The organism is Nocardia sp. NPDC051832 (assembly GCF_040681285.1).
Classification (GTDB): Bacteria; Actinomycetota; Actinomycetes; order Mycobacteriales; family Mycobacteriaceae; genus Nocardia.
The window spans coordinates 1,006,600-1,027,624 of record NZ_JBFAYL010000002.1 but is presented as its reverse complement, the minus strand read 5'-3'; the positions used below and the strand labels follow the sequence as shown (position 1 = coordinate 1,027,624).

Below are 21,025 nucleotides of genomic sequence, written 5' to 3'. Positions count from 1 at the left end.
TTGCGCCGGAAAGGTCGACGACAATGACCGACACACCGCATTCCGCCCCCAGGGACCCAGAAAAGGCCCCCACCGGCGACGCGCCCGAACCAGGGGGTAGCCAGGCCGACCCCGAACCCGGACAAAGCGGGCACGGCAAGCACGAGATGCCGGGTGCGGCGGGTTACCCGCAATTCAGCGGCCCGGGCGCGGCGCAGTACGGCGACGAGCCGGTGGAGCCGCCGCCGGACGTCGGCCAGCAGCCACAGCAGGGTTATCCACCGCAGCAAGGCTTTCCGCCGCCGGGCTATCAGCCCCAGCCGGGCTACCAGCCCCAGCACGGCCACCCGGGCCAGCCGGGCTATGGTCCGCCGGGAACGCCCCCGCCGCCCGGCTACGGCCCGCCTGGCGGCATGCAACCGCCGCCGGGGGCCATGCCGCCGCCCGGGCAGCAGCAGCCTTCCGGTCCACCCACCTACGGCTACCAGGCGCACAACCAGCGAACCGGCCTCGATGTCGGCGCCGCGCTGGGCTACGGCCTGGACCGGTTCCGCGCGAATATCGCACCGTGGCTTGGCATTACGGCGGTCGGTTTCGCCATCTACCTGGTGTATTGGCTGTTCGTCGCGCTCTTCGAACCGAATTCGGTGCTGGTGCTGACGGTGCTGTTCCTCGCGGTGATGGCGGCGCTGTGGCTGTTACAGGCCGCCATGGTGCGCGGCGCACTCTACGAAACCGACGGCACCCCACCGGTTTTCGGCTCCTTCTTCCAGTTCGGCGATGCGGGCAACGTGCTGCTGACCTCGCTGCTGGCCTTCACGGCGACCTTCATCGGCTTGGCACTGCTGGTGTTGCCGGGCATCATCATCGGATTCCTGTGCATGTTCGCCCTGCACTACGTGATCGATCGGGACCAGGGCCCGATCCAGGCCATCCAGTCCAGCGCGAGACTGGTCATGGCCAATGTCGGTCCGTGCCTGCTGCTCGCCCTGGCGGTCATCGTGATCACCTTCCTGGGCGCGTTGCTGTGCGGTTTCGGCCTGCTCGCCGCCGCGCCGATCGCTGTCATCGCGGTGACCTACGCCTACCGCGTCCTCGCCGACAGCGCCCCGGTGTAGGCCCGGCAAACGCACTCCGCCCCGCGCTCTGTCGAGCGCGGGGCGGAGTTTTGCTTCGAACTACTCGGCAGGCTTGCCGTCGTCCTTCTTCTTGTCCGCCGGCTTGAAGTCCAGGCCGGCTTCCTTGCGCTGCTGCGGGGTGATCGGCGCCGGCGCGTCGGTCAGCGGGTCGACGCCGCCACCACTCTTCGGGAAGGCGATGACATCGCGGATCGAGTCGACACCGGCCAGCAGCGCGGTGATGCGGTCCCAGCCGAAGGCGATACCGCCGTGCGGCGGCGCGCCGTAGGCGAAGGCATCGAGCAGGAAGCCGAACTTCTCCTGCGCCTCGTCGTGGCTGATGCCCATCACCTTGAACACGCGTTCCTGGACATCGCGACGGTGGATACGGATGGAACCGCCGCCGATCTCGTTGCCGTTGCAGACGATGTCGTAGGCGTAGGCCAGCGCCGTGCCGGGGTCGGTGTCGAAGGTGTCGACCGACTCCGGCTTGGGCGAGGTGAACGCGTGGTGCACCGCGGTCCAGGCCGAATGACCCAGCGCCACATCGCCACTCGCGGTGGCGTCGGCGGCCGGCTCGAACATCGGCGCGTCCACGATCCACACGAACGCCCACGCGTTCTCATCGATCAGGCCGCACTTGCGCGCGATCTCGCCGCGAGCCGCGCCGAGGATGGCGCGGCTGGACTTCACGTCGCCGGCGGCGAAGAAGACGCAGTCGCCCGGCTCCGCACCGACGTGCTTGGCCAGACCTTCACGCTCGGCCTCGGACAGGTTCTTCGCGACCGGACCGGTCAGCTCGCCGTCCTCGCCGATCAGCACATAGGCCAGACCGCGAGCGCCACGCTGCTTGGCCCACTCCTGCCAGGCGTCGAGCTGACGCCGCGGCTGGCTCGCGCCGCCCGGCATCACGACCGCGCCGACATACGGCGACTGGAACACTCGGAACGGGGTGTCCTTGAAGTACTCGGCGCACTCGGTGATCTCGACCTCGAAGCGCAGATCCGGCTTGTCCGAACCGTAGCGACGCATGGCCTCGGCGTAGGTCATGTGCGGGATCGGGGTGGTGATGTCGTGGCCGATCAGCTTCCACAGCGCGACCAGGATCTCCTCGGCCAGCAGGATGACGTCGTCCTGGCGCACGAAGCTCATCTCGATGTCGAGCTGGGTGAACTCGGGCTGGCGGTCGGCGCGGAAGTCCTCGTCGCGGTAGCAGCGCGCGATCTGGTAATAGCGCTCGATGCCGCCGACCATGAGCAGCTGCTTGAACAGCTGCGGGCTCTGCGGCAGCGCGTAGAAGCTGCCGGGCTGCAGCCGCGCGGGCACCAGGAAGTCGCGGGCGCCCTCCGGGGTGGACTTCGTCATGGTCGGGGTCTCGACCTCGACGAACTCGTGCGACGCCAGCACCGCGCGGGCGGCGGCGTTGGCCTTGGAGCGCAGCCGCATGGTCTGGGCCGGGCCTTCGCGGCGCAGATCCAGGTAGCGGTACTTGAGGCGGGCCTCTTCACCGGGCTGCTCGTCGAGCTGGAACGGCAGCGGGGCGCTTTCGTTCAGCACCTCGAGCTCGGTGACGTTCACCTCGATCTGGCCGGTGGGCAGCTCGGGGTTCTCGTTGCCGTCGGGCCGCTGCTCGACCACACCGGTGACCCGGACACAGAATTCGGCGCGCAGCTTGTGGGCCTGCTCGGCCGCCGCGCCCTCGCGGAACACTGCCTGCGAGACGCCCGAGGCGTCGCGCAGATCGATGAAGATCACGCCACCGTGGTCACGCCGCCGGGCCACCCATCCGGTGAGGGTGACGGTCTGACCGGCGTGCTCGCTTCGCAGCGAACCAGCCAAGTGGGTGCGCAGCACGGTGTTCCTTTCGACGATTGCGGTCACCGGGCATTCTCCCCGTCCCGGTGCCTAGCCATCGTAGCGATGACGCAGGCCCAAGCCCTAATAAGGGCGACCGCACCAGACCGGCGCGACACGTTCGCGGTGAGTCCCGGATTGCTGGGTATCACGTGTAAAGCTGTAGGCGCTCTGGCTCCATCGCGACGAACCGCGCCCGCAACGGCCACTCGATACACAGGAGCGACACCCATGACCTTCAACGAGGGCTCACAGATCGATCCGGACGCGGTCAGGTCCGGGGGTGGTCCCGGTACGGGCGGAAAGCTAGCCCTGGGCGGCGGTTTGGGCGGTCTGATCCTGACGGTGGTCGTCCTGCTGCTGGGCGGGGACCCGGGCTCGGTGATCGGCGGACTGAACGGGGTGCAGGAATCACCCTCCGCGCCGAGCGCGGGCACGCCGGAGCACTGCAAGACCGGCGAGGACGCCAACAAATACCTGGACTGCCGGGTGGCGGCGACCGTCACCAGCTTGAACGCGGTGTGGGGCACCGAGTTTCCGAAGCAGACCGGCGACAAGTACGTCAAGCCGCAGGTCGTCCTGTTCTCCGGCGCCACCGCCACCGGATGCGGCAACGCCACCAGCGACGTCGGTCCCTTCTACTGCCCGCTCGACCAGACCGCCTACTTCGATGTCCGCTTCTTCAACGAGCTGACCACGCGCTTCGGCGCGAGCACCGGCCCGCTGGCCCAGGAGTACGTGGTGGCGCACGAGATCGGGCATCACATCCAGAACCTGCTCGGCGATCTCGGCCGGGCCCAGCGGGATCCGAACGGACCCGAGTCCGGCGCGGTGCGCACCGAACTACAGGCCGACTGCTACGCCGGGATCTGGGCGCACTACGCCGACAAGCAGCCCGCGCCCGGCGGCGAGCAGCCGTTCCTGAAGCCGCTGACCGACCAGGACGTCAAGGACGCGCTCTCGGCGGCCGCCGCGGTCGGTGACGACCGGATCCAGCGCGCGGCCACCGGCCGGGTGAATCCGGAGGCATGGACCCACGGATCCTCCGAGGAACGCCAGGCCTGGTTCCTGGCCGGCTACAAGAGCGGCCAGGTCAAGGGCTGCGACACCTTCGCCGCCGCCGATCTGCGCAATCCGCCCGCCTTGCGCTGATCCGGCCCGCGCCGGCCGGCGCGCACTGTCAGAATGATCCGCACCGCAGCGCGCGGGAACCCCCGGTTCCCGCGCGTTCGACCGTCGAGGCACTACCCGGTTCCAACAACTAGGGGTTTTCATGCGCAAGGCGAAATCGGTTGTCCTTCTTCTGGTTCTGCTGTTCGCGGCGGGCTCGGGCCTCGCCGCGGCCGACCCGCCGTCGCTGGCGGAGATCACCCTCACCAACATCCCGCACGGCTGGTCCGGCCGCCACGACCTGCGCCCCGAACTCGAGGTGTATCCGGACGGCCGGGCGATCAAGAAGCCCGATGCCGCCTTCGCCGGACGGGCGCCCGACGTGCCGCCGCAGCAGCTCAACGGCTCGATCCGCGCGGACGTGCTGCGGGCCGCGCAAGCCGAGATCCGGTCGCTGTCGATGGTTGATCTCGGGGAGCCCGCGGTGACCGACGAGAGCAAACAGATCATCGACCTGATGCCCGAGGAGCGCGGCCAGGAAGTGCATTTGATCCTGTACGCGCCGGGTTTCAGCGAAGGGCTCTCGCCCGAACAGCAGGACGGGCGGATTCGTTTCGCGGCCCTCTACCGCCGGCTGTTCGACGCCTTCGTCCAGGACTAGGCCCGTATAAGAAACGGTGCCCCGCCTCCCGAAAGGGAAGCGGGGCACCGTTTTTCGTACGGCTAGAACTGATCCTGCTCGTAATCCATCCCGAGCATCTCATCGGAGTGCGTAGCGCCGATGACGTCCGGCGTCGATTCACCGAGCGGGCCGGTGAGATCGTCGTTGCCGGTCAGGCTCTGGTACGGCGTCACGTTGCGATCGTGCTCGTCGTCGTCGTTGTTGCCGCCGCGGTTGGCCGCGCCGGCCGGGTTGCCCATGAACGAGTTGCCGGTGCCAGCCGGGGTCGTCGAGGCGTTCAGGCCGGTACCGAGACCGGTCGGGACGGTGGCCGCGCGCAACGGCGAGACCGTGCCGGGTACACCCGAGACGGCTTTGGCGGCCGGATTGCCGGTGGACGGATTCCCGCTGCCCGTACCGGTTCTCGGCGTGCCGGTGGTGCCCCGCGGGGTACCCGTGCCCAGCGCGCTGGTGGTGCCCGGGGTTCCGGCGGTATTGACCGCCGACGGGTTGGTCGAGGCCGGGGTGGTGGTGCTCGACGGCGAGCCCGAGGTCAGGGCGGACTGCGCCTGCGTCGCGGCTTCCTGCGCCGTGGTCGACAGCGGCTCGGCGACGTTCTGCGCCACCGTCTCCGCGACTTCCTGCACCGAGGGCAACCCGCTCTGGCCGAGCAGGCCCTGGAGCATGGCGTTCAGCTCCGTCGTCTTGCCGGACAGGTCACCGCGGGTCGCGTTGACGACGGAGACCGCGTTGCCGAGGTGCTCGGTCGCCGAGGCCACCAGCGCGGCCTGACCGGGCGGGGTCAGGATGACCGGCGCCATCGCGACCGCCTGCGAGGCGAACGACGTGGCGATACCGGTCAATTGGGTGTTGCCGGTCTGCACCACGGCCGCGGCCTTCTGGGTGAGATCGGAGATGTCGAACCCGCGCTGGCTGGTCTCGGTGCCCTGCGTGTTGGCTTGCTGGGCGGCGATGGTCGCCTGCTCCGACGCGGTGCCCTCCCACAACTGCTGCACGCTGGTGATGGCGCCCTGGCCCACCTCCATCGCGGACTCGATGACCGAGGAGGCGCTGCTCATGATCGCGGTCGGGTCGAGCGCGCCCATGACGCCGGATCCGAAGCTGCTGAGCAGCTCCAGGATCGGGCTGAGCAGCTGGTCGACACCGGGCAGCGCGGACAGCGACGCGCCGTTCAGCAGCGAGTTCACCGCGGTGGCCGGGTCGTTGAGCACCGAGGACAGCCCGGCGGTGTCGGCGATCGAGGCGACCTGCTTCTGCAGCTCGCCGGAGGTGAGTGCGCTGCCGGCGCCGGTGAGCGCGCTGGTCGCCGCGGTCTGGGCCTGCTGCGCAGCCGCGGTGATGGACGTCTGCGCGCCGCTGAGCAGGCTCGACACATCGGCCGGCACCGCGTTGAGCAGGTTCTGGGTGTCGGCGATCGGCTGACCGGTCAGGCCGCCGAGCCCCAGCCCCGCCGGCATGGTGCCCGCGTTCTGCTGGTCCTCGGCGAGCTTGCGCGCGTACACCAGTGCGGGCGACTCGGGTTCGGCCACATCGGCGGGCCACTGCCCGAGCGGCACGTCGGGAACCGCCTGCTGGGTGGATTGCACGGCCGCGACGGCCGGTTCGTGCGATGTCGCGGCAGCATGCTGCAGCGACTCCGAAGCCGGGATGTCCTGCGGCGCGATCACGCCGGTATTCCCGGAATCGATTGGTTTCATATCCCCCGCCTCAGAGCTTGTTGTTCTGGACCGCCAGATTCACCGCGTTGGTGGAATCCTCGGCCAGATAGGACTGCGCCGCCGTCTGGGCGTTGGCCGCGAGTTCGGAGTACTTGGCCCCGAGCTCGTTCATGTCTTTGGCCTGCAGGACCTGCGCCGCGGTGAAGCTCATCAGAAAATCGGCGCCGATCACGCCGAAGACCGGCACCATCGCCGCGACGCTCGCCGCCGAGTCCACATTCGCCACACCGAAGATCTGGCTGGCGATGTTCGCGTTCTGCACGCCGAACATGCGCACCGCGTCAGTGTCTACCGCGAGATTCGTCAAGTTGGCACCCCCCAAGTTGTTTGTGACATCACTGTGTTTCGCCACCTAGCGTTCGAACCGGCCGCTACGGTTGGCGCTCAATATAGCCGACCTGGCGCACAGTTTTCGAGCCGATACAGGTGTCCGGATGCCTAACTGGAACGTGTTGCAAATTAGAACGAGTTCTATATTCTCGATCACATGAAGGTCGCAGTGACCGGCGCAGCCGGCTACCTTGGCAGTAACCTGCTCCCCCTGCTCGTCGCGGCGGGACACGAGGTCACCGCCATCGATCGGGCCGTTCCCGAACACCCTACGGATCCCCGGATCACCTGGGTCTCGGGCAACGTCCTGGATCCCGCATCGATGCGGGACGTCCTGGCCGGCAATGAGCTGGTGTATCACCTGGTCGCGGTGATCACGCTCTCCGAGAAGAACGATCTCGCCTGGAAGGTCAACACCGAAGGCGTGCGCGTGGTGGCCGAGGCCGCGCTCGCGGCGGGCGTGCGGCGCATGGTGCACACCAGCTCCATCCACGCGTTCAACCAGTACACCTGCGGCGGGCGGATCGACGAGTCCACCGTGCGCTCCACCGATCCCGCACTGCCGGTCTACGACCGCTCCAAGTGGCAGGGCGAGATCGAGCTGCGCAAGGTCATCGACCAGGGCCTGGACGCGGTCATCTGCAACCCCACCGGCGTTTACGGTCCGGCCGACTTCTGCACCCCGCTGTCGCGGGTCAACAAGTATCTGAAGGACGCGTCGCTGGGCAAGGTCCCGGCGATGATCAGCGGCGGCTTCGACATGGTCGACGTGCGGGACGTCGCGCTCGGTCTGACCCTGGCCGCACAGAGCGGCCGCACCGGCGAGAATTACCTGCTCGGCAGCGAGATGGTGACCACCATCGATTTGTGTCGCATGGCGGCTTCGGCCAACGGCCGGAAGGGCCCGCGCTTCGAGGTGCCGGTCAAGCTGGTCGCCGGCGTGATGCCGGTGCTGGAGCCGATCGGCAAACTCTTCGGCAGCGAGGTGCTCTCGAAAGCCGCGCTGGGCGCGATCATCTCGGCGCCGATCGTCGATCACGGTAAGGCCACCAAGGAACTCGGCTACCAGCCGCGATCCACCGAGGACACCGTGCGTGACCTGGTCGCCTTCTTCAACGACCCGGCCGCCTTCGTGCCCGAGGACACCCGCCGCATCGCTTGACACTTCTTAGAACACATGTTCGACTGAGGGGGTGCGGTGGCAGAACCAAACCCTGGACGCCGACGACGGCGCATTGCCCGGTCTCGACCGGGCCGGGTTCGTGCGCACCGTGCAGACTCCCGAATTCGAAGGCATCACTTTTCACGAGGTGCTCTGCAAGAGCGCCCTGAACAAAATGCCGGAGAGCTCGAACCTGCCGTTCGGGTGGACGATCAACCCGATGCGCGGCTGCTCGCACGCGTGCCGGTACTGCTTCGCCCGCCCCACTCACGAATATCTGGATCTGGACGCCGGCCGGGATTTCGACGCGCAGATCGTGGTGAAGACGAATATCGCCGCGGTGCTGCGCAAGGAACTCGGCCGGCGTTCCTGGCATCGGGAGCCGGTGGCGCTGGGCACCAACACCGACCCGTATCAGCGCGCCGAGGGCCGATACCGGTTGATGCCGGGCATCATTCGCGAACTCACCCGCTCCGGCACCCCGTTCTCCATCCTCACCAAGGGCACGCTGCTGCGCCGGGATCTGCCGCTGCTCACTCAGGCCGCGCACGAGGTGCCGGTGAGCGTGGCGGTCTCGATCGCGATCTACGACCTGGAACTGCATCACGGCCTGGAACCCGGGACGCCTTCGCCGCGGGCGCGCCTGGAGCTGGTCAAGGCGCTCACCGAGGCCGGCTTCGAGGTGAATGTCATGGTGGCGCCGGTGATTCCGTATCTCACCGACAGCCGGGCCCACCTGGACGAGCTGTTCGGCGAGATCGCCGCGGCGGGGGCGACGTCGGCGGTGGCGTTTCCGATGCATTTGCGCGGCGCCACCCGCGGCTGGTTCCTGGAGTGGCTGGCCCGCGAGCATCCGGCGCTGCTGCGCCGCTACCGCCAGTTGTACGGGCGCGGCGCCTACGTGACGCCGGAGTATGCGGCGTGGTTACGCGAGCGCCTCGGCCCGCTTTTGCAAAAACACGGCCTGACAAGGGAAACCGCGCTACCGTCGGCAGCCGAAACCAAGCCGGAGCACACCACCGATCCGCAGCTCACGCTGTTCGCCTGAAGGGGCTCCCGGAATCGGAGTACTTTGGCCAATGGCACCCGTCTATGACGAGGAAGTGACGCAGGCCGATGGCGCAGTGGACCCACCCGGCGGACCAAAGCGGTGCCGCCGCAATAAAATTGGAAAAGGTAGTCATCCGGTTCGCGGGTGACTCCGGTGACGGCATGCAGCTCACCGGCGACCGTTTCACCCACGAGGCGGCCGCTTTCGGCAACGACCTCGCCACCCAGCCCAATTTCCCGGCCGAGATCCGCGCACCGCAGGGCACGCTGCCCGGTGTCTCGTCGTTCCAGATCCAGATCGCCGACTACGACATCCTGACCGCGGGCGATCAGCCCGACGTGCTGGTGGCGATGAATCCGGCTGCGCTGAAGGCGAATCTGGAAGATCTGCCGCGCGGCGCGACGGTGATCGTGAACACCGACGAGTTCAGCAAGCGCACGCTGTCCAAGGTCGGCTATCCCGCCGATCCGCTCGACGACGGCACGCTCACCGACTTCGTGGTGCACCGGGTGCCGATGACGTCGTTGACCATGGGCGCCACCGAATCCGCCGGAGTCGGCAAGAAGGACGCGCAGCGCGCGAAGAACATGTTCGCGCTGGGCCTGCTGTCCTGGATGTACGGGCGTCCGATCGGCGGCACCGAGCGGTTCCTGCGCGAGAAGTTCGGAGCGAAGCCGGAGATCGCCGAGGCGAACGTGCTGGCGTTCCGGGCCGGCTGGAACTATGGCGAGACCACCGAGGCCTTCGCCACCACGTATCGGATCGCGCCGGCGACGCTGCCGCCCGGCACCTATCGGCAGATCACCGGAAACACCGCGCTCGCCTATGGATTGGTGACGGCGGGGCAGCTGTCCGGGCTGGAGGTGTTCCTCGGCACCTACCCGATCACCCCCGCCTCCGACATCCTGCACGAACTCAGCAAGCACAAGAACTTCGGTGTGACCACCTTCCAGGCCGAGGACGAGATCGCCGGAATCGGTGCGGCCCTGGGCGCTTCGCTCGGCGGGGCGCTGGGCGTCACCTCCACCTCCGGGCCGGGTCTCGCGCTCAAGAGCGAAACCATCGGGCTCGCGGTGATGACGGAACTGCCGCTGGTGATCGTCGACGTCCAGCGGGGCGGGCCCTCCACGGGCTTGCCGACCAAGACCGAGCAGGCGGATCTGTTGCAGGCGCTCTATGGCCGCAACGGCGAATCCCCGGTCGCGGTGCTCGCGCCACGCTCCCCGGCCGACTGTTTCGCCACCGCGGTCGAGGCCGCCCGGATCGCGCTCACCTACCGCACGCCGGTGCTGCTGCTGTCGGACGGCTCGATCGCCAACGGCTCGGAGCCGTGGTCGATTCCGGAGGTCGCGCGGCTGGCGCCGATCGAACCGGGTTTCACCCCGGCGGGATCCGAGGACTTCCAGCCCTACGCCCGCGACCCGGAAACCCTGGCCCGCCCGCTGGCGGTGCCCGGCACCAAGGGCCTCGCGCATCGCATCGGCGGGCTGGAGAAAGCCGACGGCACCGGCAACATCTCCTACGACCCTGCCAATCACGAACTCATGGTGCGGTTGCGGCAGGCCAAGATCGACGGAATCACCGTGCCCGACCTCGAAGTCGACGATCCGGACGGGCGCGCCGAGCTGCTGATCATCGGCTGGGGCAGTTCCTACGGCCCGATCGGTGAGGCCTGCCGGCGGGCTCGCCGGCGCGGCGTCCCGGTGGCCCACGCGCAGCTGCGGCACCTGAATCCGTTGCCGCCCAACCTCGGCGCGGTCCTGCGGCGTTATCGGACCGTGGTCGCGCCGGAGATGAACGGCGGGCAGCTGGCCCTGCTGCTGCGCGGGAAGTATCTGGTCGACGTCAAGCCGTGGACGAAGATCGCGGGCACCGCCTTCTCCGCGCAGGAACTCGTCGGCGTCATCGATGCCGCGCTGGACGGGTCGATCGAGGACATGGAACAGGACAAGGCGTTCACCGCGCGAGCGCGCGCCACCTACATCCCGACCGGGGGTAATTGATGACTGTCACCGAAACCTCGCTCGTCGGCGCCGATCTGGGGCTCACCGGATTATCCGGCGTGCCGGCTGCCGACGCCCCGCAGAAGGTCAAGGACTTCACCTCCGACCAGGAGGTGCGCTGGTGCCCCGGCTGCGGCGACTACGTCATCCTGGCGACCGTCCGGGGTTTCCTCGCCGACCTCGGCTTACGCCGGGAGAACCTGATGTTCGTGTCCGGCATCGGCTGCTCCAGCCGCTTTCCGTACTACCTCGACGCCTACGGCATCCATTCCATCCACGGCCGGGCCCCCGCGATCGCGACCGGGCTCGCGGTGACCCGCCCAGATCTGTCGGTGTGGGTGGTCACCGGTGACGGCGACGCCCTGTCCATCGGCGGCAATCACCTCATCCACGCGCTGCGGCGCAATGTGAACATGACGATTCTGCTGTTCAACAACCGGATCTACGGCCTCACCAAGGGCCAGTACTCGCCGACCTCGGAACCGGGCAAGGTCACCAAGTCGACGCCGATGGGTTCGGTGGACCATCCGTTCAACACGCTGTCGGTGGCCCTGGGCGCCGAAGCCTCCTTCGCCGCACGAGCTCTGGACTCCGACCGCGCGGGCCTGACCGAGGTCCTGCGCGCCGCCGCCGAGCATCGCGGCACCTCGTTCGTGGAGATCCTGCAGGACTGCCCCATCTTCAACGACGGCTCCTTCGACGTGCTCCGCAAGGGTGACGCCGAATCCCGCCTGATCCCGCTGCACCACGGCCGGCCGATCCGTTTCGGCGCGGACGGCGAATTCGCCGTGGTCCGTTCCGGATTCGCGTTATTGGTGGCGCGCACCGCGGACGTCGAGGAATCCGACATCATCGTGCACGACGCCTACCGCGACAACCCGGAATACGCCTACGCCCTGTCCCGCCTGTCCGACCAAGACCTGGGCCATGTCGTCACCGGCGTCTTCCGCGCCGTCAGCCGCCCCACCTACGACGACGGCGTTCGCGCCCAGGCCGACGCGGCGCGCGAACGCGGGCCCGTCGACGGCGACTCCTTGCAAGCTCTGCTCAGCGGCACTGAAACCTGGACCGTCGGAACATAGTTCATACAGCGAAAAGGCGGTCCCGGCCGAAGCCGGAACCGCCTTTTCGGCGTTCGCCCGCATGTCAGTAGGCACTGCGACGCGGAGCGGCCGAGGGCCGCCGCGAGGTGTTCAAGCGGCCGGTCGGCTGAATGCTGCGGACCGCCTTACCTTTTCCGCGCCGGGCCGCGCGGTTCTGCGCCTGGTCGTTGTTGTCGAGGACGGTGTTCTGAAGCTGGTTTCGCACGGTGTCTCCTTGACGTTCCTTGAACCACTGCATTCGTAGTGATGTGAATGTAGTACTCCATCTGTAGTGATGCCAAGGGTGTCGGTGAGAACAAAAAAGCGCACGGCCCGAAGGCCGTGCGCTGCGCTTTCGCGGATTTCTCAGTCGCGTTTGGCGAATCCCAGGTCGATGACGGCGTCGCGTTCGGCCTCGAGCTCGGCGACGCTGGCGTCGATCCGGGCGCGCGAGAAGTCGTCGACGTCGAGACCGTCGACGATCCGGTACCCGCCCTCGGCGCAGACCACCGGAAAGGAGCTGATCAGGCCGGCGGGGACGCCGTAGGAACCGTCCGATGGCACCGCCATCGACGTCCAAGCGCCTTCGGGGGTGCCGAGGACCCAGTCGTGGATGTGATCGAGGGCGGCGCTGGCCGCGCTGGCCGCCGAGGACGCGCCACGCGCCTGGATGATGGCGGTGCCGCGCTGCTGCACGGTCGGGATGAAGTCCTCCCGCACCCAGGTCTGGTCATCGATCAGGTCGAGGGCGGGGCGGCCGCCGATCGTGGCATGCGTGATGTCGGGGTACTGGGTGGCGGAGTGGTTGCCCCAGATCGCGACTCGTTCGATCTCCGCCGCGGGCCGGGCGGTCTTCTTCGCCAGTTGCGCGATCGCGCGATTGTGGTCGAGCCGGGTCAGCGCGGTGAATCGTTCGGCCGGCACATCCGGAGCGTTGCTCATGGCGATGAAGGCGTTCGTATTCGCCGGGTTGCCGACCACGAGCACCTTCACATCGGCGGCGGCGCTGGCGTTGATGGCCTGGCCCTGCTCGGTGAAGATCGGCCCGTTGGCGGCCAGCAGATCGCCGCGTTCCATGCCCGCGGTTCTGGGCCGGGCGCCGACCAGCACCGCGACGTTCGCCCCGTCGAACCCGATCCACGGATCGTCGCTGATATCAATGGACTCCAGCAGCGGGAAGGCGCCGTCGTCGAGCTCCATCGCCACGCCTTCGAGGGACGCGACCGCCGCGGGAATCTCCAAGAGCCGCAACCGCACCGGGGTGTCCGGACCGAGCATCGCGCCGGACGCGATCCGGAACAGCAGACCGTAGGCTATCTGTCCGGCGCCGCCGGTGACGGCGACGGTTACGGGTGTTTTCCGGGCGGCAGCGCTGCTCACAACGAACTCCTTGCGATAGAAGTACATTCACTCCCCAGCCTATCGATTCTCACCGCTATCGAAAGCTAGGCGTGAGCTACGGAACAGTAGACATTGCTCACCGGTCCGGAATTGCTGTGGTGACAGACTGGAAGTCGGCTACGAATCGAGTGAGCAGGCGGGCGAATTCGGCGCGGTCCGCGTCCGGCCAGTCGGCGATCGCGCGGCCGAAAAATTCCTGCCGCACACTGCGCGCGTGTTCGAGTGCGACGCGCGCGTCGGCTGTCAGGTGCAGCAGGACCCGACGGGCATCGACGCGGTCAGCTCGCCGCTCCAGCAAGCCGTCGGCGACCGCACCCGCCACCAGGCGACTGGCGCGCGGCTGATCGACGTCCAGCGCGGTCGCGATGTCGCCCACCGTGCAGTCGCCATCGCGCTCCGCCACGGCGTCCAGCACGCCGAACACGGTGGGGTCGATCGCGGGACCTTCCCCGCGCAGGCGGTTGAGCGTGCGGCGGGTCTGGCTGCGCCGGATCGCCACCATGGCCCGCTCGATCGCCGCTGTCGCGGGGTCCATCTCCGTCATTCTCGCCATCCTACAGATGCATGTTAAATTACATATACTTGTACTTTTACAATCTTTCTGGAGCTGAAGATGACCACCAAGCCGCTCGGCTACTACCTCACGCACATCCACAACGGACTGGAACAGAACTTCGCCGCCCTGCTCGGCGCTCGTGACTTGACCCGCCGGTCCTGGCAGATCCTCAACACACTGCGCCAGGAACCCGCCGACCGCGCCGGCTTGGATCGCGCGCTCGCGCATTTCCTCGACGACCAGGAACCGACTGTCGAGCCGCACGTCGCGGCGCTGGTCGAGCGCGGCTGGGTACGCGTGGCCGCGGACGGCCGCTACACGCCAACCGACCTGGGCGCGAACGAGACTCGCGCCGTCGCCGAGCTCATCGACGGCGAACGCGCCGCCGTCGTCGAAGGCCTCGGCCCGGACGGGTACGACACCCTTGTTCGCCTGCTCCAGCGTGTCTCCGACAACGTCGACGCCGTCGCCGCCCATCGGCGATAGACTCTCGACCTGCGCGAATCAGTCCAGCGCCGCGAAAGTTCCGCAGCCTGTGCGTGTTTGCATCGCGTGCAAACACGCACTGCATGCGTACCTGCGCGGGATGCGTCAAGTCAGCTCGGCGACTTCGCGATCCGTCAGCACGATCGGCGAGACCAGCTCCTTGGCCCGGACCAGCTGCACCGCACGGTAGAGCGGCCGCTCCCCCAGTCCCGCGTCCCGGGCCTCGGCTTTGAGCTGCTGCACCAGGACCGCCGAAACGGCTACGGCGGCGGCCAATTGGCTCGCGGCGAGCGCGTCGGCGAGCTTGCGCAGGCCGAGCAGGTGTAGTTCGCGGCCGCTGCCCGCGTCGGTGTACATGGCCAGCGGGATGATCTGCGTGTCCGGGCCGGTGGTGACGCGCAGGACGATGCGGCTCAAACGCCCGGGGAACACCAGCAGTTCGACCCCGTTGGCCGCGGCCACCTCGATCCGGCGCGCGCCCAGGATCCGCTGTGCGTGAATGGTGGTCCCGCTCAGCCACATCCGCCGTCGCCGCGACGCCATCGCGTAGCCGACGGTCGGCGCCCCGACAGCGAAGCCGATCGCGAGCGCCACCGGCCAGCTGGCCACCGTCGCCGCGAGCAGTGCCGCGCCGACCCCGATGCCGGTGGCCGCCAGCGCCAGGCGGCGCAGCATCGGCGCGTACACCTCGGGAGCCACCAGATCGAGGCCGATCGGCGAATTACCGTCCGAGCCCCCAGTATTGCTCTGCACTGCCCCAGCCTCTCCGCGACACCACCGCTGGCGACCGCTCACAGGCCGCCGACACGGTCCGCACCCCGAGGTGCGCAGATACGGTACCGCGCAACGAGCTTCGAGACACCTGGTTACCTCCGCGCGGGGCGCGGAGCGGGGATTATCCCGCGAGCGACTCGCGAACGACGGCGACGACCTCGTCCAGGGTCACCTGCCGCTGTTCACCGTTCGACATGTCCTTGACGCCGATGGTGTTCTCCGCGAGGTCGCGATCACCGAGCACGAGTGTGTACTTCGCGCCCGACTTGTCGGCGGCCTTCATGGCCCCCTTGACGCCACGTCCGCCGTAGGCGAGGTCGACCCGCACCCCGGCCGCCCGCAGTTGCGCGGCCACGACCACGAGGCGCTGCTTGGCGGCCTCGCCCATCGGCACGCCGAACACCTCGCACCGCGCCGGATCGCCCGCCGCCTTGCCTTCGGCCTGCAACGCGAGCATCGTGCGGTCGACGCCGAGACCGAACCCGATGCCGGACAGCGGCTGCCCGCCGAGCTGGGCCATCAGCCCGTCGTACCGGCCGCCGCCGCCGATGCCCGACTGCGCGCCCAGACCGTCGTGCACGAACTCGAAGGTCGTCTTGGTGTAGTAATCCAGCCCGCGGACCATGCGCGGATTCACCACGTACGGCACGCCGAGCGCGTCGAGGTAGCCGAGCACCTGATCGAAGTGCGCCTTGGCGGACTCGGAGAGGTGATCGATCATCAGCGGCGCGTCCGCGGTCAGCTCGCGCACCTCCGGCCGCTTGTCGTCGAGGACGCGCAGCGGGTTGAGCTCGGCCCGGCGGCGGGTCTCCTCGTCCAGCGGCAACTTGAACAGGAAGTCCTGGAGCAGCTCGCGGTATTGCGGACGGCAGGTGTCGTCGCCGAGCGAGGTGAGCTCCAGCCGGAAACCGTCCAGCCCGAGACCGCGGTAGCCCGCGTCGGCGATCGCGATCACCTCGGCGTCCAGCGCCGGGTCGTCGACGCCGATGGCCTCGACGCCGACCTGCTGCAACTGCCGGTAGCGCCCCGCCTGCGGCCGTTCATAGCGGAAGAACGGACCGGAGTAGACGAGCTTCACCGGCAGCTGCCCGCGATCGAGCCCGTGCTCGATGACCGCGCGCATCACGCCGGCGGTGCCTTCGGGCCGCAGCGTCACACTGCGGTCGCCGCGATCGGCGAAGGTGTACATCTCCTTGGTGACCACATCCGTGGACTCCCCGACACCGCGCGCGAACAGCCCGGTGTCCTCGAAGATCGGCAGCTCGATATGCCCGTATCCGGCCAGTCGGGCGGCGCGGATGAGGCCGTCGCGCACCGCGACGAACTCGGCCGAACCGGGTGGCACGTAATCCGGGACCCCCTTCGGGGCGGAGAAGCTGCTGGTCTTGGTCACGAGGGCAAGTTTCCACCACCGTGCCCACCGAAGTCCAACCGGTTATCGCAGGCGCGCGCCGCGCTTGTTCTCAGGGAAGTGCGCGGGTGTCTCAGGTAGGGATGGCACACTCTTCCCCGAACGGAACGGAAAACGGGAGGAACGTGGTAGTGCCGACCAACGAACAGCGACGAGCGGCGGCGAAACGCAAGCTCGAGCGCCAGCTGGCCAACCGTGCCGAACGGGCGCGCAGGCGCAAGCAACTGACCATCGCCGGATCGGTACTCGGCGTGGTCGTCGCGGTAGCGGCCGCCACCGGCGTGTATTTCCTCACCAAGGGTGAGGACAAGAAGGACGACACGGCCCAGCCCGATGCCTCGCTGACCGCGTCCGCGCCGCCGTCCGCGAAGCCGAAGGCGGACCTGGTCAACTGCACGTACTCCGACAGCGCCAAGCCGGCCGACAAGCCGGTGACCAAGCCGGAGAAGACCGAGGTGCCCACCACGGGCGCGAACGCCAAGATCAGCATGAGCATGGAGACCAGCGCGGGCCCGATCGGCCTGACGCTGAACAACGCCGAGTCGCCGTGCACGGTCAACAGTTTCGTCAGCTTGGCCAAGCAGAAGTACTTCGACGGGACCTCCTGCCACCGGATGACCACCGGCGCGGGCCTGAAGGTGCTGCAGTGCGGTGACCCGACCGGCACCGGAATGGGCGGGCCCGGTTACCAATTCGCCAACGAGTACCCGACCGATCAGTACGCCGAGACCGATCCGAGCGCTCAGACGCCGGTCGACTACAAGCGCGGCGTACTCGCCATGGCCAACGCCGGCCCCGGCACGAACGGCAGCCAGTTCTTCATCGTCTACGGCGATTCGCAGCTGCCGCCGCAGTACACGATCTTCGGATCGGTGGACGAGAACAGCCTGGCCACCTTGGACAAGGTCGCCGCGGGCGGCAGCGACGACGCCAATGGCCCGGGCGACGGCAAGCCGCTCACGCCGGTGGAGATCCAGTCGGTCCTGCTCGACAACTGATCGGCAACACTCCGATCAGAGGCATTGACTTCGGGCCCGGTACCCCACAGGTACCGGGCCCGTGCCGTATCCCCAGGTAGACCCCCAAAAGGGTAGGCACACCTAATCATCCGGCAAGGGTGCCCTTAAACCTGATTTCCTCCTGAACTTCCCGATGCGGGACGGAATAGTGAGATATATGCTGAATCCGGCACGTCCATGCGATTGGTGCTGGCAGTTCTCGGGTAATCTCGAACCAAGGAGTACACGTAGCGTAGCCATCCCTAAATCAGATGGGCGATCCCCTTAGGGAAGCCGCGACACGAGTCCTCCGGGTGTCCACGTTTGCAGGCGGGGCATTGTCCAACGGGCTACAGTTCGCGCGGCGATGTCCGGACGAAGCACCACAACATCCATAGTGATCACTGCAGCATCGGGGAGCAGCCATGTCCGAGGAACTGGACGACATCGGCCGGGAGACCGCGGCCATGATGAGGACTATGTTGCAGCTTGCGACCCTTGTCGCGCTGCGTTCCCGCGAGCGTGGCCAGAAGGAAGCCGAAGCTCGCGTCAAGGTCACCGAAGCCCGGATGAAGGAAGCCCGGGAGCTTCAGATCCGCGAGGCGCGCGACTTCAAAGCCAAGGACCCGCGCAACGTAGAGCTCGCGCGCCTGGTGGAGAAAGGCGCACCGGCCAAAGGCATTTCGCTGGAGAAGGACCGGTTCTCCGCGCAAGCCGAGGCCACGCGCATGGCGGCCACCGCCAGCGCCGCCAAGCAACCCCTCGTCCGGTACGACTCCCAGGAACGCCGCCAGGCCATCGCGGCCCACCTCACCCGCCTCGGGGTGGCGCCGGAACTGGCCGCGGTACGGATGCTCATCGAAGTAGGGCAGGCGCAGCCGCCCGAAGAGGCCGTGCGCAAGCGCAACGAGGAAGCCCGGGCCATCGCGGCTCGCGGCCGGGAAATGGAAGCCCGCGGTCTGGAACGCGTCCGGCAGTAGCTCTCCCCCACCGAAACACCGAACGCCCGCTGCGAGCAGCGGGCGTTCTGCTGTGTGCGGCAGCGGATTACATGCGGAAGTCACCGATCGTGGGATCGCCGAACATGCCCTGCGCCGGAGACTTCAGGGGTAGGGGACTCAGCATGTCCTTGTGACCGTTGCGGACGCTGCAGTATTTGAACGGCCCGCGCGGGTCGAACAGCTTGGTCATGTGCGGATCGGCGTGGTCCAGGAACCAGATGCTCAGCCCGGTACTGGGTTCGAGCCGGTAGTGCTCCCAGGCCCGCCACAGCGCGTCCAGCCGCGCCACGGCCTCGGCGTGCTTCCACCACTCCGGGCACCACACCGTCTCACTGATGTCGGTGACCTGACGCCGATAGACCAGGCTCAGGTAGTTCTCGACGAACTCCACGACGTTGGTGTAGATCATCGGTTGTTGCTGCTGTTCAGTCACAGCGGACGAACCTCCTCTACTTGCCCGGAGTCTTGGGGCGGAACGTTCTTGGTCAGCTTGGGCGAGCCGATCAGATCGGAAATGGTGGTCTTGCGGGTCGGATCGTGCTGTGCGATCGACGCCTTGATCTCGTTAGCGTAGTCGCCTTCCCACCACGGAACCGTGCGAACCAGGACGGCCGGCTGGCCGGAGGTGAACACGATCGCGCGGCCCTTGGGCAGCGTGGTGAGCGCGTGCACGGTGAACGTCTTCGACGCGCCGAGCGAACGCGAATAGCTCTTGCCGCCTTTGGATTCCGAGACCGAGGAGGAGATCGACTCGTACTCGCCGATGGCCTCGGAACGGTCCCGCAGGAAGTTCATGTCGTCGACGCCGCTGCCGAGCACTTTGATGTTGGCCGCCGACCAGAGCGCGAGCATGCCCGCGTCGCCCCAGCAGCGCGCACCCTGCGCCCAGGACTGCAGCACCGTCATCACGACGATCCCGCGCGAGCCGAAGTGGCTGTACTGCTTGGGCAGGTCCTTCCAGCGCACCACGTTCGCGGCCTCGTCGAGCACCGCCAGCAACGGAATGGGCAGCCGGCCGCCGGGCGAGCGCGACGCTTTGCGCATGGCCACGTCGACCACCGCTTCGGTGAGCGCGCTGACCAGCGGGGCGGCCGAGCCGCGGCCTTCCAGCGAGAGGCTGTAGAGGGTGCCGTTGCGTTCCACGAACTCCAGCTCGTCGAACTGGCGGCGGTCACCGCCGGGCAGCACCCACGGGTGCACGTTGGACAGCTGCAGGCAGCGGATCATCTTCTTCGCGGTGCCGAAGATGCCGCTGCGGGTGCGGGGATCGGCGTTGTACTGCATGGCCAGGCCGGAGGCGGTGTAGTCGTGGCTGGCGGCGCGCAGCAGCTCGACGGGTTCGGTGTCACCGGGGTTGGTGACCCAATCCCAGACCTGCACGATGGGCCGGCGGGCGACGGCCGCGGCCAGGAACAGCGCCGCCAGCAGATCCTCGGCCTCGAGGTCGAAGAACTGGTCGGCGGCCGGGGCGTCGGAACCGTTGTCGGCGTCGGCGAAATGGCCCGCCAGGCGCTGGGCCCGCATCTCGCAGCCTTCGCGGCGCGCGTCTACCCAGTCCAGCGGATTCCAGTACCAGGTGGGATCCTCGTCCGCGACGCCCTGCGGGTCGAAGACGAAGGTGGGGCTGCCTTTCGCCTCGCGCACATCCCGCGTCGCGTCGACCACGTCGCGTTTGTTGGAGGTACTCAGGACCGGCCCGATGGCGGACAGGATCGCCGGGATCACCCGGGAGGTCGACTTGCCCTGCCGCGGTCCCCAGATGTCGAGGTGCAGATCCTCGTAGGAGCCGTAGAGCATGGTGCCGTCGGCGACGCTGATGCCGATGGGCACGCCGGGAGCGTCCTTGTAGCCCAGCTTCATGCCGAGCTGCTCGGCCTTCTCCCGCACGCCGGCCTCGGTGAGCGCCGCGATGGCGCCGCCGCTGCCCATGTACCCGGCCTTGTCGTCCACGGGCAGCTTGCCCACGGTCTTCTGCTTGGCCAGCCGCTTACGCACCAGCACGAACATCACCACCAGCGCCGCCGCCAGGATCACGATGACCGTGGCCGGCTTGGGCCAGGTCAACTCGCCGCGCACCAGTGCGACCACGATGGAGATCGGGTTGACCGGGATGTCCTGCCGGACCACCGCGAGCGCGTTGCCGAGATGCAACGCCACCCACAAGACGCCCAACAGGGACAGGCCGATGTAGATGAGGATGAGGGCGGGATCGGGACCGACCGCCGCCGGGTCGGTCACCTTCTTCTTTTTAGCCATGTCCTGCCTCCTCGATCCTTTCTGCCAAGACGCCGGGTGCCGAAACTTCTTGT

The 21,025-nt window shown here is 67.9% G+C and carries 20 protein-coding genes; 10 read left to right on the top strand and 10 right to left on the bottom strand.

Features of this window, described 5'->3' with window-relative positions:
* Positions 1-23 precede the first annotated feature (23 nt).
* A complete protein-coding gene (locus AB0M14_RS14665; RefSeq protein ID WP_364994101.1) occupies positions 24-1,097 on the top strand; it encodes a hypothetical protein in 1,074 nt (357 codons plus the stop codon).
* Between the two features lie 60 nt (positions 1,098-1,157).
* Here AB0M14_RS14665 and aspS read toward each other — a convergent pair whose 3' ends face one another.
* Positions 1,158-2,951, bottom strand: a complete 1,794-nt coding sequence (gene aspS / locus AB0M14_RS14660) for an aspartate--tRNA ligase (RefSeq protein ID WP_364995791.1) — start codon at positions 2,949-2,951, stop codon at positions 1,158-1,160.
* A gap of 231 nt (positions 2,952-3,182) precedes the next feature.
* Here aspS and AB0M14_RS14655 point away from each other — a divergent pair, with 231 nt between their 5' ends.
* Positions 3,183-4,103, top strand: a complete 921-nt coding sequence (locus tag AB0M14_RS14655) for a neutral zinc metallopeptidase (RefSeq protein WP_364994098.1) — start codon at positions 3,183-3,185, stop codon at positions 4,101-4,103.
* A 121-nt stretch (positions 4,104-4,224) separates the two neighbouring features.
* Entirely contained in the window at positions 4,225-4,722 is a 498-nt protein-coding gene (locus tag AB0M14_RS14650; protein WP_364994095.1) for a hypothetical protein, read from the top strand.
* Between the two features lie 62 nt (positions 4,723-4,784).
* Here AB0M14_RS14650 and AB0M14_RS14645 read toward each other — a convergent pair whose 3' ends face one another.
* Positions 4,785-6,440 (bottom strand): hypothetical protein, encoded by a 1,656-nt coding sequence (locus AB0M14_RS14645; RefSeq protein ID WP_364994092.1) that lies wholly within the window; start codon positions 6,438-6,440, stop codon positions 4,785-4,787.
* Between the two features lie 10 nt (positions 6,441-6,450).
* Entirely contained in the window at positions 6,451-6,768 is a 318-nt protein-coding gene (locus AB0M14_RS14640; RefSeq protein WP_364994089.1) for a type VII secretion target, read from the bottom strand.
* 180 nt (positions 6,769-6,948) lie between these two features.
* On the opposite strand from AB0M14_RS14640, the gene AB0M14_RS14635 reads away from it, so the two are divergent.
* From AB0M14_RS14635 to AB0M14_RS14620, 4 genes are all read left to right on the top strand, one after another.
* Positions 6,949-7,953: an NAD-dependent epimerase/dehydratase family protein gene (locus AB0M14_RS14635; protein ID WP_364994086.1), complete on the top strand. Its 1,005-nt coding sequence runs from the start codon at positions 6,949-6,951 to the stop codon at positions 7,951-7,953.
* 31 nt (positions 7,954-7,984) lie between these two features.
* Positions 7,985-9,001 (top strand): Rv2578c family radical SAM protein, encoded by a 1,017-nt coding sequence (locus tag AB0M14_RS14630; protein ID WP_364994084.1) that lies wholly within the window; start codon positions 7,985-7,987, stop codon positions 8,999-9,001.
* Positions 9,002-9,069: 68 nt separating this feature from the next.
* Positions 9,070-11,007: a 2-oxoacid:acceptor oxidoreductase subunit alpha gene (locus tag AB0M14_RS14625; protein WP_364994082.1), complete on the top strand. Its 1,938-nt coding sequence runs from the start codon at positions 9,070-9,072 to the stop codon at positions 11,005-11,007.
* Entirely contained in the window at positions 11,007-12,089 is a 1,083-nt protein-coding gene (locus AB0M14_RS14620; protein ID WP_364994079.1) for a 2-oxoacid:ferredoxin oxidoreductase subunit beta, read from the top strand. Before AB0M14_RS14625 ends, AB0M14_RS14620 begins: the two co-directional genes overlap by 1 nt.
* A gap of 64 nt (positions 12,090-12,153) precedes the next feature.
* On the opposite strand, the gene AB0M14_RS14615 is transcribed toward AB0M14_RS14620, so the two are convergent.
* The 3 genes from AB0M14_RS14615 to AB0M14_RS14605 all read right to left on the bottom strand — a co-directional run bounded on the left by AB0M14_RS14615 (position 12,154) and on the right by AB0M14_RS14605 (position 14,034).
* Complete coding sequence (locus AB0M14_RS14615; RefSeq protein WP_364994076.1) at positions 12,154-12,315, bottom strand: hypothetical protein; 162 nt, start codon at positions 12,313-12,315, stop codon at positions 12,154-12,156.
* Positions 12,316-12,455: 140 nt separating this feature from the next.
* Positions 12,456-13,469, bottom strand: a complete 1,014-nt coding sequence (locus AB0M14_RS14610) for a malate dehydrogenase (protein WP_364994073.1) — start codon at positions 13,467-13,469, stop codon at positions 12,456-12,458.
* Positions 13,470-13,566: 97 nt separating this feature from the next.
* Positions 13,567-14,034 carry a MarR family winged helix-turn-helix transcriptional regulator gene (locus tag AB0M14_RS14605; protein WP_364994070.1) on the bottom strand — a complete coding sequence of 156 codons (468 nt, stop codon included), beginning with the start codon at positions 14,032-14,034 and terminating at the stop codon, positions 13,567-13,569.
* 69 nt (positions 14,035-14,103) lie between these two features.
* On the opposite strand from AB0M14_RS14605, the gene AB0M14_RS14600 reads away from it, so the two are divergent.
* Positions 14,104-14,532, top strand: a complete 429-nt coding sequence (locus AB0M14_RS14600) for a MarR family winged helix-turn-helix transcriptional regulator (RefSeq protein WP_364994068.1) — start codon at positions 14,104-14,106, stop codon at positions 14,530-14,532.
* A 105-nt stretch (positions 14,533-14,637) separates the two neighbouring features.
* On the opposite strand, the gene AB0M14_RS14595 is transcribed toward AB0M14_RS14600, so the two are convergent.
* Positions 14,638-15,285, bottom strand: a complete 648-nt coding sequence (locus AB0M14_RS14595; RefSeq protein WP_364994065.1) for a hypothetical protein — start codon at positions 15,283-15,285, stop codon at positions 14,638-14,640.
* Between the two features lie 142 nt (positions 15,286-15,427).
* On the bottom strand, positions 15,428-16,699 hold the full coding sequence (gene hisS, locus AB0M14_RS14590; protein WP_364994062.1) for a histidine--tRNA ligase: 1,272 nt from the start codon (positions 16,697-16,699) through the stop codon (positions 15,428-15,430).
* Between the two features lie 149 nt (positions 16,700-16,848).
* On the opposite strand from hisS, the gene AB0M14_RS14585 reads away from it, so the two are divergent.
* Both AB0M14_RS14585 and AB0M14_RS14580 read left to right on the top strand, forming a co-directional pair.
* Positions 16,849-17,715: a peptidylprolyl isomerase gene (locus tag AB0M14_RS14585; protein ID WP_364994059.1), complete on the top strand. Its 867-nt coding sequence runs from the start codon at positions 16,849-16,851 to the stop codon at positions 17,713-17,715.
* A gap of 425 nt (positions 17,716-18,140) precedes the next feature.
* The gene (locus AB0M14_RS14580) at positions 18,141-18,695 is read left to right on the top strand and encodes a hypothetical protein (RefSeq protein WP_364994056.1); all 555 of its coding nucleotides are present in this window, start codon (positions 18,141-18,143) and stop codon (positions 18,693-18,695) included.
* Positions 18,696-18,762: 67 nt separating this feature from the next.
* Here the strand turns inward: AB0M14_RS14580 and AB0M14_RS14575 are convergent, their stop codons facing one another.
* Positions 18,763-19,149 carry a DUF4913 domain-containing protein gene (locus tag AB0M14_RS14575; RefSeq protein ID WP_307869657.1) on the bottom strand — a complete coding sequence of 129 codons (387 nt, stop codon included), beginning with the start codon at positions 19,147-19,149 and terminating at the stop codon, positions 18,763-18,765.
* Entirely contained in the window at positions 19,146-20,972 is a 1,827-nt protein-coding gene (locus tag AB0M14_RS14570) for a TraM recognition domain-containing protein (RefSeq protein ID WP_364994052.1), read from the bottom strand. The genes AB0M14_RS14575 and AB0M14_RS14570 overlap by 4 nt, the downstream gene beginning before the upstream one ends.
* Between the last annotated feature and the right edge of the window lie 53 nt (positions 20,973-21,025).